This window comes from Arthrobacter sp. Leaf141, assembly GCF_001424565.1.
In the GTDB taxonomy this organism is placed as follows: Bacteria; Actinomycetota; Actinomycetes; order Actinomycetales; family Micrococcaceae; genus Arthrobacter.
The window spans coordinates 64,590-77,986 of the sequence record NZ_LMOL01000011.1; the positions used below are offsets into that span (position 1 = coordinate 64,590).

At 62.6% G+C, this 13,397-nt stretch carries 11 protein-coding genes and 1 pseudogene; 10 read left to right on the plus strand and 2 right to left on the minus strand.

Annotated features, from left to right (window positions below; translation table 11 throughout):
* Positions 1-2: 2 nt before the first annotated feature.
* The gene (locus ASF72_RS09725; RefSeq protein WP_162242799.1) at positions 3-1,550 is read right to left on the minus strand and encodes an MDR family MFS transporter; all 1,548 of its coding nucleotides are present in this window, start codon (positions 1,548-1,550) and stop codon (positions 3-5) included.
* Between the two features lie 267 nt (positions 1,551-1,817).
* Between ASF72_RS09725 and ASF72_RS09730 the strand changes: the two genes are divergently transcribed.
* From ASF72_RS09730 to ASF72_RS09760, 7 genes are all read left to right on the plus strand, one after another.
* Positions 1,818-3,020: a flavin reductase gene (locus ASF72_RS09730; RefSeq protein ID WP_056598381.1), complete on the plus strand. Its 1,203-nt coding sequence runs from the start codon at positions 1,818-1,820 to the stop codon at positions 3,018-3,020.
* A 115-nt stretch (positions 3,021-3,135) separates the two neighbouring features.
* The gene (locus ASF72_RS09735; protein WP_157370956.1) at positions 3,136-4,125 is read left to right on the plus strand and encodes a LysR family transcriptional regulator; all 990 of its coding nucleotides are present in this window, start codon (positions 3,136-3,138) and stop codon (positions 4,123-4,125) included.
* A 48-nt stretch (positions 4,126-4,173) separates the two neighbouring features.
* Positions 4,174-5,310 (plus strand): LLM class flavin-dependent oxidoreductase, encoded by a 1,137-nt coding sequence (locus ASF72_RS09740; protein ID WP_056598387.1) that lies wholly within the window; start codon positions 4,174-4,176, stop codon positions 5,308-5,310.
* Between the two features lie 92 nt (positions 5,311-5,402).
* Positions 5,403-7,772 carry a beta-glucosidase gene (locus tag ASF72_RS09745; protein WP_056598389.1) on the plus strand — a complete coding sequence of 790 codons (2,370 nt, stop codon included), beginning with the start codon at positions 5,403-5,405 and terminating at the stop codon, positions 7,770-7,772.
* Positions 7,769-8,422, plus strand: a complete 654-nt coding sequence (locus ASF72_RS09750) for a TetR/AcrR family transcriptional regulator (RefSeq protein ID WP_056598392.1) — start codon at positions 7,769-7,771, stop codon at positions 8,420-8,422. Before ASF72_RS09745 ends, ASF72_RS09750 begins: the two co-directional genes overlap by 4 nt.
* Positions 8,423-8,538: 116 nt before the next feature.
* Positions 8,539-8,841 (plus strand): hypothetical protein, encoded by a 303-nt coding sequence (locus ASF72_RS09755; protein WP_157370957.1) that lies wholly within the window; start codon positions 8,539-8,541, stop codon positions 8,839-8,841.
* Positions 8,842-8,956: 115 nt separating this feature from the next.
* Positions 8,957-9,304: a hypothetical protein gene (locus tag ASF72_RS09760; RefSeq protein ID WP_056598397.1), complete on the plus strand. Its 348-nt coding sequence runs from the start codon at positions 8,957-8,959 to the stop codon at positions 9,302-9,304.
* 100 nt (positions 9,305-9,404) lie between these two features.
* On the opposite strand, the gene ASF72_RS09765 is transcribed toward ASF72_RS09760, so the two are convergent.
* Positions 9,405-10,409 carry an alpha/beta hydrolase gene (locus ASF72_RS09765; protein ID WP_164468847.1) on the minus strand — a complete coding sequence of 335 codons (1,005 nt, stop codon included), beginning with the start codon at positions 10,407-10,409 and terminating at the stop codon, positions 9,405-9,407.
* A gap of 688 nt (positions 10,410-11,097) precedes the next feature.
* Here ASF72_RS09765 and ASF72_RS09770 point away from each other — a divergent pair.
* The 3 genes and pseudogenes from ASF72_RS09770 to ASF72_RS09780 form a co-directional block, all read left to right on the plus strand.
* Positions 11,098-12,117 carry a VOC family protein gene (locus tag ASF72_RS09770; RefSeq protein WP_056598400.1) on the plus strand — a complete coding sequence of 340 codons (1,020 nt, stop codon included), beginning with the start codon at positions 11,098-11,100 and terminating at the stop codon, positions 12,115-12,117.
* A 269-nt stretch (positions 12,118-12,386) separates the two neighbouring features.
* Positions 12,387-12,698: pseudogene (locus tag ASF72_RS20985) on the plus strand (fumarylacetoacetate hydrolase family protein); the annotation flags it as partial.
* A 54-nt stretch (positions 12,699-12,752) separates the two neighbouring features.
* Positions 12,753-13,397, plus strand: a 645-nt coding sequence (locus tag ASF72_RS09780; RefSeq protein WP_235504700.1) for a cyclase family protein, incomplete at its 3' end; no start/stop codon positions are given.

The following is a 13,397-nucleotide window of genomic DNA, read 5'->3' on the forward strand; positions in this document are numbered from 1 at the left end:
CGCTACTCGGCGTGCGTCGTCTTTTCCGAAAGACGCTGCTCCGGCATGAAGACGGACAGCAGCACTCCCACAGCGAAGATACCGGCGAGCACCGCGAAGGTGGGGAGGAATGCCCCCGAGTAAATGTCTGCCACCCCCGCCTGCAAAGCGTCAGGAAGCTCCTGGACTAAGTGGGGGTCGGTAAGGGTCGTAGCGGGAAGACCCAGGCTGTTGTTGGCCGTCGCCTGCGCGAGCGATGCTGCGAAAAGTCCGCCTAAAGCGGCAGTTCCTACCGTGACACCGAGTTCCCGTAGATATCCTAGTGAAGCGGTGACTCCTCCAACCACGGAATGCGGCATGGCATTCTGGGCAGCAACCACCGTGAGCTGCATAAAACTGCCCACTGCCAAACCCAACAGGGCGAGCAGCACCCCGACTACGGGCAGCGGCGTTCCGGGCGGAAGGAACCGAAGACAGAGCGCGACTGCGGTGGCCAGGGCAGAACCGGCAAGCGGAAAAACCTTATATCTTCCGGTACGGGTGACGATCCAGCCGCTCAGGTTGCTGGAGAGCATCATTCCCAGAACCAGGGGCAGCAGGATCATTCCCGCCACGGAGGCTGAGGTGGAGTGGGCCATTTGGACATAACTTGGCAAGTAGGCCACCACGCTGAACAGCCCGGCACCTATCACCAATCCCAGCCCCGCAGCGTTGACCACGGGCCAGCTTTTGAACATGTGCATCGGTATCAGCGCATGTTTCGAGCGTATCTCCACCGCCACAAAAATAACGCCTAATACAGCGGCCGCCAGATACAGACCGGGCACGACTCCGGCAGGAGCATCAGATTCTGTAGAGAGTGCAACCGCGCCGACCAAAGTGCAGGTGAAAGGGATCATCGTCATGATGCCGGCCCAGTCCATTCCGCCCGTTCCGCGGACGACGTGGAGTTTGCGCAGCGAAAATGCCATTGCAAGCGCGAGGAGGCCCAATGGCAAATTAATCCAGAAAACCCAGCGCCAACCGACCGTATCCGTGATGGCGCCGCCCAGTAAGGGGCTGACAACTGTTGCAATGCCAAACACGGAACCCAGGGGGCCAAGATACTTCGGCCGCTGCCGCGGTGGAACAAGGTCGGCAATGATCGCGGCCGGCAAAACAGCCGTGCCGGCACCCCCCAGCCCTTGAATGGCGCGGTACAGGGATAACTGGAACATGTCCTGCGCGAAGCCGCAAAGCACAGAAGCTACAAGGAATATTGCCAGTGCGACCATCATCAGGGCGGGCCTGCCGAATCTGTCCCCGAGACGCCCATAAACCGGCATGGCAACAGTCATGGCCAAGGCGTAGGCCGTGATAACCCAAGCCATGTGATTGGCCCCGTCCAACTCCCCCACCACTGTTGGCAAGGCGGTCGCCACAATAGTGTGGTCCAATGCTCCCAGTAAGACGATGATCAGGAGTGCGGCGTAAACCCGGCCGATCCGAATCCCGGCCGCAGGATTCCCCGACGCTTGTTGCTCCAGGCGTGACCCGACTGATTGAGCATCTGATGGGGTGGTTTTCGACAAGTCTGCACGGCGCACCGCAACCTCGTTCCGGGAATGCCAGCGGGACTGGCACGACGCCAGCCAGGTGCGCGTCCGGGGGCATCTCCACCCCGACCGACGGGCCCTCTGAGGCCCCAGCGTCCTCTCGAACTTATCATTGCCCCCGGCCCTGGATCGATGGGATTATGCATTCGAATTCTCGATAGCCCGCATACCTTGGAACTATTTCCATAGCTTCATGCCCGGCGCGTTTACTTGATGAAAACTCGACGAAGAGGAGAGCTTCCGATGGCACAGACCATTCCTGCTTCCACCGCTGAATCCCAGGAAACAAGCCCGGACAATCCGGCGAGGTTCCGTTACGTCCTTGGCCAGTACCCCACGGGGGTCACGCTCATCACGGCAGCCCGGGAGGACGAACCTGTCGGCATGGTGGTCGGTACTTTCACTTCCGTATCACTGGACCCGCCCCTTGTGGCCTTTATGCCCGATATCCGCTCCACCAGCTGGCCCAAGATCCAGGAAGCCGGCTCCTTTTGCGCCAACGTCCTGACCGCGGGCCAGCAGGACGTCTGCCGGGCGTTTTCCCGCAAGGCCGACGACCGCTTCAGCGCCAATGCCTGGGCCGATACACCTTCCGGTAGCCCGCAGCTTGAGGGGGCGGCTGCCTGGATCGACTGCGACATCGAAAACGTGATCCGCGCCGGGGACCATGACATCGTCATCGGACGTGTAAAAGCCCTCGGGGTGGGCGAGTCAAAAGATCTGCCACTGCTATTCCTGCGTGGCGGCTACGGCTCCTTCAGCATTCCGTCGATCATCTCCCCCGCAACAGCGCTGACGCGCCATGTTAAAGCTGCAGACGTTGCCAGGCCTGAGATCGAGGCCCTTGCAGAGGCACTCAAACTTGAGGTCCTGGTCAGCGGCGTAGTCGATGACTCAGTTGTCGTTTTGACCGCAGCGGGCATGGCTAGCTCTCCCGTAGGCTCGCCTTCACGGGTAGGGGTCTCCTTTCCCCTGGCGGCACCCCTGGCCCCGCTTCATGTGGCGTGGGCCGGAGAGGCCGCCGAGTCGCGCTGGATTACCAACGCCCGCAACGTCGTGGGGCATGTTGATCCCGAAGTTGCCCATGCTGAGCTGCGGCACGTACGTGAAACCGGTTATGCAGTCTCCGCTGGTAAGGCGACTGCGGCGGAGTTCGAGCGGATGGTTGCGGTGCCAAGTGACACCGCGGCTCCCGATCTTAGCGGTGTCCTCCCCAGGCTGCTGGAGCGGACGGCATCAACGGGTCCGGCATCCATCGATGACCCGGCGGGAGTGACATCACTCCACGCCCCGGTTTTTGACTCCTCAGGGCAGGTAGCCGTAACGCTGACCCTCAATGGATTTTCCGGCTCCGAATCACCTTCGCGGCTCATCCAATGCCGGGACCAACTCTTGTCAGTTGCACATGCGATCAGCGGCGGGATCGGAGGCCGGAGGCCGCAATAAGAAACAAACGAAGTAAGCACAAGACCTGGGCTCATTGACCGAAGCTGTGGGCTGACTCATAATTAGTATCAAGATTCTAATTCGGGTTACGCCGTATGAGACCAAACCCCTCAACGTGGAGAAGAACATGGTCAATTTGCTGACAGCCGACCTCAACCTGCTCGTCTCGCTCGACGCGCTGCTCGAGGAGCGGAACGTTACCCGGGCTGGTGCACGGATCGGGATCAGCCAGCCGGCGATGAGTTCTTCACTGCAGCGATTGCGAAGGCAGTTCGACGACGAGTTGTTGACCCGCGTGGGCTCCGCCTATGAGCTCACGCCCTTGGCGCAGGTCCTCAAGGAGGATGTCTCTGAGATCCTTCGCCTTGTGGAACGCACCTTCGATGCCCAAGCGGTCTTCGATCCAGCGTCTTCGACCAGGAGTTTCCGTGTGATCACTTCGGATTATTGCCTCACGGTGCTATCCGGAAAACTCATGGCCATGCTGCAGGAGGAGGCCCCCGGTGTTCAGGTGCACTTTGACGCTGTCACGCCCTTGGCCGTGGATCGTATCAAGGAGACGTTGCAGAACGCGGACCTGATGCTCATACCCAAGGGTCACTTCTCCGGGTTTCCGCACAACGAGCTGTTCACGGACAACTGGGTTTGCGTCACGGGCGCGGATTCACCCCGGCGCGCCCTCACGGTGGAGGAAATGCGGGACGCTCGGTGGGCGAGGTTGTTCGGTGTAGAGGTGGCCTCCACGCTCGCTGACCGGCGCGTCTATGACCTCCAGCTGGGCGAGAAAACCGACGTCATCGTTGACACCTTTCTGATGCTTCCTTTCGCTGTCGCGGGTACTGACCGGCTTGCTCTGGTCCAGGAGCGCTTGGCCCGTCTGTTGGCGGACGTAGCAGGCGTACGCATCATGCAACTGCCCATCAGCCTTCCCACCCTCGTTGAGTGCGCCTGGTGGCATCCGTCCAAGTCGGGGGATCCGGGACACCAGTGGTTCCGACGCCTCGTTGGCAGGGCCGCCGCGCAACTGGAACCCGTGTCACCCGCCGAATTTCTGTCCGTAAACCCCACGGGCGACGATGCCGCTGCCGAACCGCATGTGGCTTAGCGCCCTCGTCCTGCCAATCTCTAAACCGCCAATTTCCAGGAGTTTTCCATGCACTTTTCCCTGTTTCTCACCTCCCGCTCCAGCAGCCCGGAGGAAGACCGCCCGGTGATGCAGGCCATGGTGGAGCACGCCATTGACGCCGAACAAAAGGGTTTCGACGCCGTGTTCCTGCCGGACCACCACTTCACTGGCTATGCTCCCCCCGCCAGCGACCCGTTCGTGTTCGCCGCTTACCTGGCCGGAAAGCTGGACCGCATGCACTTCGGGTTCTCCGTTCAGACGCTGGCCCTGCATCACCCCGTCCGGTTCGCGGAGCGGCTGGCACTGCTGGATCAGTTGACGGACGGCAAGCTGCTGGTCGGAGTTGGCAGCGGAACCACCCCTGAAGAAATGATCGGCTTCGGGGTGAACTTCCAGGACAGCTCACGGCTCGCTAACGAGAACCTCGAAATCGCCGAAAAACTATGGGCGAAGAAGCCCGGTGACGAGCCGGTTACCTTCGACAACGGCCACTACCGAGGATCGGTTGTGTCCCGAATCGTCCCGGCCCCTTACACCAAGCCGGAGCCCCGCGTCATGTCGGTTGCAGCCCGCCCCTCCAGCGTGGAACGCGCTGCAAAGAAAGCCCAACCTGCATTCATCCTCGCCTTCGCGCCCCCCGTTATCGACAGCGGCAACGCTTTCGAGTTCGTGAAAAAGAACTTCACCAATTACCGCAACGCCCTCGAAGCTGCCGGCCACTCCGAAGAGGCTGTCAAGGCAGCACTGGAATGGACCACGCACTCCTACCAGCACGTGCACATCGCCGAAACCGACGAACAGGCCGCCGAGGAGATGGACATCATCCTGGAGCAGTACCAGGAAGCAGTGGAGCGCGAGCACGCAGCCAACAAGGCGGCCGAAGCCATCAGCGGCGTAAACCTTCGTCCGGCACCGGACGCCCGTACTGAAGGGTACAAAGGCACCTGGTGCCTGTACGGCAGCCCGGAGACAGTCGCCGCCGAACTCCAAAAGTACGCTGACCTGGGCATCGGCAACGTTCTCCTCGCCCTTATGGGCGGCCCCCTCACCGAGGAACGCCGCCGCTTCACCGAGCAGTCCATGCAGCTCTTCTCAGAACGCGTCCTGCCGCTGTTGAAGTCCTCGGATGCTGTTGCTGGGCCTGAGAAGGTCGCGGCCCGGTGATCGTTGGTCCGGTGGCAGGCACTGCGGCGAAAGCGGTGCCTGTTTCCAGCCTCCGTGGTGCCCAATTAACCGGTGGCCGCACCGGTTGGAGTATGACGCGCAGCGAAGAGACAGGCGTCGAAGAGATGGTCTTGCTCGACGGTCCCGTCGGAATCGTCAGCAAGACCATGGACGAACGGGACACTTCCCTCATCATGCCGTCCGGAACGGCGTTGGCCGCCACGTGGAACCCGGAACTGGTGTCCGAAGTCGGACAGTTAATTGGCCAGCAGGGGCTGGAACGAGGCGTCAATGTCGTCCTCGGACCGAACCTTAACCTTCCGCGTTCTCCCCTCTCGGGGAGGGCCTTCGAGATGTTCTCCGAGGACCCGTACCTGACAGGTATGCTCGGTGCCGCATGGGTGCGGGGCGTCCAGTCCCAGGGCGTCGGGTCCTGCACCAAGCATGTCGTGGCGAACGACACGGAGACCGAACGGCGACGGATGAACTCGCGCCTTGAGCCGGCGGTCCTGCGGGAGACGTACCTGCGGCCCTTCGAAACAGCAGTTCGTACGGCAAACCCCTGGATGCTGATGATGGCCTACAACAGGGTCAATGGCACACACTGCTCCCAGAACGCGGAACTGATCGGCATACTCAAGGACGACTGGCAGTACGACGGCGTGGTGGTTTCGGACTGGTTTGGAGTGGATGACACCACCGCGTCAGCCACCGCGGGGCTGGACTTGGAGATGCCAGGACCGGCCAAGTTTCTGGGCGACCGGTTCGCCGACGCCGTTGTTGCCGGGGACATTCCGGAAGCGCGGCTGCGTGACGCCGTCGAACGCATCACCCGGCTCGCTGACAGGACCGGACGCCGTACAGGAGGAACGGCGCCCGAACCTGCCCGCATCCTCACGTCTGCAGAGCAACGCGATGTCCTTACCAGAGCTGCCGCTGCATCATTCGTGCTGCTGGAGAACAGGGATAACGTGCTGCCCCTGGATCTGGCTAGGACCCGGAGGTTGGCCGTTGTTGGTCCCAACGCCGCAAAGCCCTGCTTCCAGGGCGGCACCTTCGCAACCGTCCGGCCCGAAGGCGAGGTCGTCACGCCACTGGATGCCATCCGGGATGCCGTAGGACCGGACGTGGAGGTGGCATACGAGGCGGGGGCCGAGCCGTCCTCGCCCCTGCCACTGACCGAACTCGGCAGCACAGCGCCGGACGGCACACCAGGGGCATTGCTCGAGATCCTCACACCTGCCGCCCACGGTGCCGCTGACGTCCTGTACAGCGAGGTCCGGCAATCGTCGTCATTCGTGTGGTTCGGATCGGTACCGGGCCTGGGCGCCGGCGTTCCTGGCCGCGCCCGTATCACCGCCCGCCTGAAGCTGGAGGCCGCGGCGCGCTGGACACTCGGAGCCGGCGGTACGGGAACCAGCACCCTCACCGTCAACGGCAGGCACGTGCTGGAAGTCCCGCCTCCCGCCCCCGACGATGTCATGGGGGCTGTCGCGAGGGCCGAAACGCACCAAATCAGCCTTGACCTCCCCGCGGGCGAGGTGGAGGTTTCGGTCGAGACGGCATTCCAACCCGGCAGGGTGCAGGCCATCACTGCCGTCGCTACACCCGAAAAAACCACCGATCCCCTGCAGGACGCCGTCAAACTTGCGGACTGGGCGGACACGGTCATTCTGGTCGTCGGCGACGAGCAGGGATCCTCGCGCGAAAGCGCTGACCGGACGACAGCAGCCCTGGAACCTGCATGCGATCGCCTGGTTGAAGCAGTGGCAGCGGTCAACCCGGAAACTGTGGTGGTGGTCAACGCCTCCCGAGCAGTGCTGCTGCCCTGGGCAGAGAAAGTGAAGGGTCTGGTCATTGTCTGGTTCCCCGGGCAGGAGTTCGGGCACGCCCTTGCATCAGTCCTGACCGGTGCCTCCGCACCCTCCGGGCGGCTCCCGGTATCCTTCCCCGAACAAGACGAGGACATCCCCGGCTGGGGCACAGGCTTGGACGCTGACCTGACACTGGACTACGCAGCCAGCGAACCAGCGGGCTACCGTCATTTCGAAACGTCCGGAAGAAGCCCACGATATCCGTTCGGCTACGGCCTCGGGTATACGGAATTCAAACTAGTTGACGCCTTGCCGGCATCACCCACGCTTGGTCGGGGCGACAATGCTGCGGGGGTGGAAGGCGTGGAAGTCCACGTCACGCTCCGCAATACTGGCACGTCGCCGGGTCGGGACATCGTCCAGCTCTATGGCAAGGCACCTGGCGGAACAGGGTTCCGACTGATGGGCTTCACAGCACTGGATGTGCCCGCCGGTGCGAGTGCCGGGGCAAGGATCACAGCGGACCCGCTCGGCTTCCGCCGCTGGGATACAGCGAAGTCCCGCTGGGTCATTCCCGCCGGCGATTGGGAGCTGCGGGCGGCAAGGAATGCCGCAGACGAAGGAATCCTCTGTAGGATCACCTTGTGACGCTTCCGGACACCAAGTCCCGTGAGCCCAAGCAGGCCAGGAGCCGCCAATCGTTCGAAAAGACGATCGAGGCGGCCCTGGCCCTGCTTCAAGAGCGGGGCAGCGATGAATTCACTCTGGCTGATGTCAGTGGCCTTTCCGGCGTATCCATCGGTTCCATCTACGCGCGGTTTCAGAGCAAAGATGAACTGATCCGCGTAGCCCACGGCCGAAAAATGGATGACATCGACGCCGTCTCAAACCATCTCTTCGAATCTTTGTCGATCAGCCCGGATCCAGGACTGGAATCAGTGGCGCAGGCAGCTGTCGACCGCACGATAGAGGTCCTCCGCCGATACGCGGATATTCTCCGGCCATTCATGCTGCGTGCCACCCAGGACGAAACGATCTCGAGCCGCGGCGCGGCGTCGCATGCTGTCCTGGCAAAAAACTTCTCAGACGTCTTGAACCAGTGGCCCGAAGGGTTCCTCCACGAGACCGACGTCGACTGGAGCTTCAATGTTGTCTACAGCGTCGTAGCGCGCCGGCTGGGCCTCGGCAGCACCATGGAAGGCAGCGGAAACTTCGACTGGCCGCAGATCGCCGAGAAGCTGGCCGGCATGGTGGCTTCCTATCTCCTGGCGGGCAACCAACACTCGGCGCGCCCCTGACCCTACGGGCATAACGAGAGGCGATACCGGCTATCCAAAAGCTCGTCTTCCGGACATTCTCCGACCCTCGGCATAGTGGAACTTACCACCGGTAACCGTTGATCCAAGGAGATCCCATGCATGTTCGCGTCAGCCCAGGGTCTGTGGCGCTTGATGAACCAGACGATTGCACCAGCTTCAAGGTGATGCTCTCCACTGCAGCCAAGGACAGCCTCCCACGGCTGCTTGAGTCGACAGCGGCAGGCAAACTGGAGGGCCAGGAAGTCATGGTTTCCGTGTCCTGGATCAAAAGCGAATGCGCCGGTCGGATCGGGATGGGCTGGAACTACCGCTTTGCCAACATGCTCGTGTACGCCGCTGGAAAAGGCTGGCTGAGCAACGACGGAAGCCACCTACGGGCGCACATCGAGACGTTCTAGCGGCGCATCCCGTCTGAAACGGCGAAAACATTCTGAAATGCCCAACTTCTCCCGTTTGGTCCACGGTACCTGCCCATCAGCGAGGGGGCGGGAGTAAAAGGCGTGAACCGGCCACATGAACGTGGCCCTGCAAAAGACAGGAAAATTCATCGTGCCCGGAACTTCTCTGGACGAACTGCGTGCTGCCTTCCGTGAATTGAGTGACGTGCACGGATGGTCCCCCTTGCAGACGCCGCACAATCTGACGCTGGCACTCGCTGGCCGTGTGGGAGCAATCGCTGCGCTGCTGCAATTTACAGCCGATGAACCCATCACTGACGAAACGAGGCCAGGGATACAGGCAGAACTGGCCGATTGCCTTGTCTACCTCATGGCACTTGGCGACGCGTCCGGCGTCGACCTCATTGGAAGTGCCACCGAACGGATCCGCGCCGCCATTGACGGCAGCCGCCCGCCAGCCTGACAGCATGTCGGACGAGAGACCGGGCAGACAGAATGCCGCATTGCTCCTTGAGCAACGCGGCATTCCCTATTGTGTGGGCTATTCCCAAGGCGAGGATGCCTCATGCTTTAGTTGAGCTTCCCCCGGCCAACACGCGCCGCAGCCACGCCTCCCGCGCGGTCCGCGTATCGCGCGAAATCGACGCCGCTGGTGCGAGCAGTTCATAGCCATGGAAGCCGCCGGGCCATACATGGAGTTCGGCCTGCCCTCCGCTTTTCCAGATCTTGCTGGCGAACTCCACTACTTCATCACGAAACGTTTCCGCTGACCCCACATCCAAAAACGTGGGCGGCAGGCCGGACAGATCAGTCGCCCTGGCGGGCGCCGCGTACGGGGGTACTCCAGGCGTTCCCCTCTGGCTACCGAGGAGAGCAGTCCAGCCGACCTCGTTGCGCGAGCGGCCCCAAGTGTCAATACCCTCCATCTGCCATGCCGAGACCGTGTTGTTTCGATCATCCAGCATCGGTGCAGTCAGCATCAGCCCGAGAGGCATCCGGTGCCCATGGTCCCGTGCGAGCAGAATGAGGGAGGCTGCCAGTCCGCCGCCGGCACTCTGTCCCAGGACAATGACGCGATTGCCATCAATTCCCAGTTTTTCCGCATTCTCAAACGTCCAGGCCAGGCCGGCGGCACAGTCCTCCACAGGCCCCGGGTAGGGTGTCTCGGGGGCCAGTCGATACTCAACTGCCACGATGACCAGACCCAGAGCTTCTGCAAGATGCATATAGGCGGGCATGCTTTGCCTTGCGGTTCCGCTGAACATCCCTCCCCCATGCACCAGATAAAGTGCTGGCCGGGGAGGGGCAGACTGGGCGGGAGTGCAAATCACGACGCTGATATCTGCCCCGGCTCCGCCGGGAATGGTGCATTCCTCTATGGTGAAAGCGCCGTTTTGAGACAAAACCGCATCGGAGGGAGGTTCGTAGCCCGCCGGCGGCTGACGCGCGGCCTGAAGGGTCTCCAACGTGAGGGTTGGAAACGGCGGGATATTGGCCAAGATTGTGGCGCATTCTGGGTCAAGAGGCGGCGGCGAAACCACTTCTGTGGACTGTTCGTAACTTGTCAAAACGTCTCTCCTCTTTGTGCATACGCTTGCGTATCAGTCTTTTACGTTGTCGCTGTCGCGGCCGTTTCCGTGAACGCTTCCACGCCAACAAGATAGTGTCAGCGAACCGGAATCCGCGTATGGTGTTGCTGATTGTCCCCAAGCCCTGCATTGACGTCAGCGGATCGGGGAGCCTTAAGGCGCGCACCGTTTCCAGCCGGGCTGCCGGTGAGAACCAAGGTCAACGGGGAGCAACGGCGTGGTCTGGGATGCGTGCGAAATCAACCGCCCAAACGGCGAAGATCATGTCCGTCGTCATTCCTTCTGCATTTACTTCACCGTTGAGAGTGAGCGTGATTTCTACATCCGTCGCTTCCAGCGTTCCTGGAGATGGGAGAGCGTCGCCCACGTCCTCTTCGGATCTTGCCGGGCCTGTGCAGACAGTTGAACGTTGGTGCGGGGGTACATGACATTCAACCTAGCCAGCCGGGGTTGGTGGCGGAAATAGAGATCTTCGATGCCCGGCATTGTCGTTTGTTATGACCTGGACGTTGGGGCGCCGCGGTCTTCGCTGGAGACCGGGCGACTGTATTCATGCGGCGGATGGTCCTCATAGCGAAACTGCGCTTCCCCGGATACATGGGCTGGTTCAGAGTTGTTACAGGACCTGCAGCAAACCGATAGCAGCCAGTAACAGAAGGACTTCACCGTGGAAACTCCGCTCTCCCATCTTGCCCACCTCGAGATCACTACTCCGGACGTCGAAGCCTCGGCACGGTTCTACGAGGAAAAGTTCGGCATGCGCATCATCGACCGCGTGGACGGCAACGTCTACCTGCGCTGCTGGGGCGACTACTACTGCTACAGCCTGGTCATCACGGAAGGACCGGAAGCGTCCCTGGGCCGGATGGCCTGGCGCACCAACTCCCAGGCGGCCCTGGAAGCGGCCGCCGAGCGCATCGAAGCCACCGGCGTGCAGGGAACCTGGACGCCCGGCGGGCACGGCTTCGGCAAGGCGTACGAGTTCACCGGCCCCTACGGCCACCACATGCGCCTGTTCTACGACGTGGAAAAGTTTGTGGCCGAGCCCGGCTTCGAGTCCACCTACCCGGACCGCCCGGAGCGCCGCAGCAGCCACGCCGCCGCCCCCCGCTTCCTTGACCACGTCACCGTGGCATCCTCCGATGTCCGCGGCTTCGCCAAGTGGTACAACGAGGCCCTCGGTTTCCGCGTCATGGCGTTCGTGGACCTGGACGAAGCACCCATCACCGTGTTCTCCGTGCTGACCACCAACGAAAAGTCCCACGACCTCGGCGTTGTCCTGGACACCTCCAGCCGCGCCGGCCGCGTCAACCACATCGCCTTCTGGGTGGACGCCACCGAGGACCTGCTCCGCACCGCCGATGTCATGATGGAAAATGGCACCCCGATGGAATACGGCCCCTCCATCCACGGCGTGGGCGAGCAGAACTTCCTCTACTTCCGCGACCCCTCCGGCCTGCGGGTGGAGCTGAACTCCGGCGGCTACCGCAACTACGTCCCGGATTGGGACGCCAACACCTGGAAGCCCTCGCTCGGTTCCAACAACTTCTACAAGAACGGCGCCATGCCGCACTCCATGACCGAATCCTTCCCCCCGGCCGAAGGCTTCACGGCCACCGAGGAAGGCGCCTCCCCCGAGATGAAGGAAGCCCTCCTGAACCCGTACGCCAAGCAGGGCCGGGGCTAAGACACCATGGCTGAAACCTATGCACTCATCCGCTTCCAGGAAGCCGGCGACAGCAAGGCCCGCGCCGGCCTGCTGGTTGAAGACCGGGTCCTGCCGCAGGCAAGGACACCGGCCTGGCCCTGGCCGACGTCGAAATCCTCGCACCGGTGGAACCTGCCCAGGTCCTGCAGACCGGCGCGAACTAGCGCAAGCACGTCATCGACCTCGCCGCCGCCCACCGCGAACCCGGCGAGGACGAAGAGGAAGTGCGCGCCAAGACCGCGGCCATGATGGACAAGCGCGCAGGCCAGGGCACGCCGTACTTCTTCATCGGCCTCCCGACGGCGATCGCCTCCGCCACGGACGACCTCACCCTGCCGTCCTACTCCAAGTCCCACGACTGGGAGCTGGAGCTCGCTGCGGTGATCGGGAAGACGGCATTCCGCGTCACCCCGGAGGAAGCCCTGGACTACGTCTTCGGCTACACCATGGTCAACGACATCACCACCCGTGAATACGTCTTCCGCAAGGACATGCCCGCTATCGGCTCGGACTGGTACCGCGCCAAAAACGCCCCCGGCTTCCTGCCCACCGGACCGCTGCTGGTGCCCGCCAAGTTCTTCGGCGACCCACAGGACGTCCAGGTGACGCGTAAAGTGACCACCCAGGACACAGCACCAACCAGCGGCACCGGGGAATCAACTGATTCCCCGGTTATCCGGCGTGACGATCCGCTCGGCAGCATCCGCGCCATGGCAGCGGCCCACAACAACTGGGGCCGCTGGGGCCAGGACGACGTCCTGGGCACCCTGAACTTCATCGACGCCGCCAAGCGCGTCGAAGCCGCGGCACTGGTGAAGACCGGTGAGGCGTTCTCGCTGTCCCAGCCGTTCGACACCAACGGCCCGCAAAAGGGCTGGCGCCGCCGCACAAACCCCGTCCACACCATGACGGACACCGGAGTGGACGCCGAACGCGGCAACCAGGGCTTCCCGCACGGCTTCGGCGGCGCGGACGACGTGATCGCCATGCCGCTGCAGTGCTCCACCCAATGGGACGGCCTGGGCCACATCTTTGACCAGGGCAAGGCCTGGAACGGCCGCGCCGCCGGGGACGTCGTCACCTCCGAAGGCGACCTGGTGACCGGCATCGAGACTGCCGCCGCCAAGATCGTCACCAGGGGCGTGCTGCTCGACGTCGGCCGGGCGCTTGGCCCCGAGCTGGGAAGGAACGACGGTGAACTGCCGGACGGCTTCGCCATCACCCCGGAACACCTCCAGCGGACCATCGAGCTCCAAGGC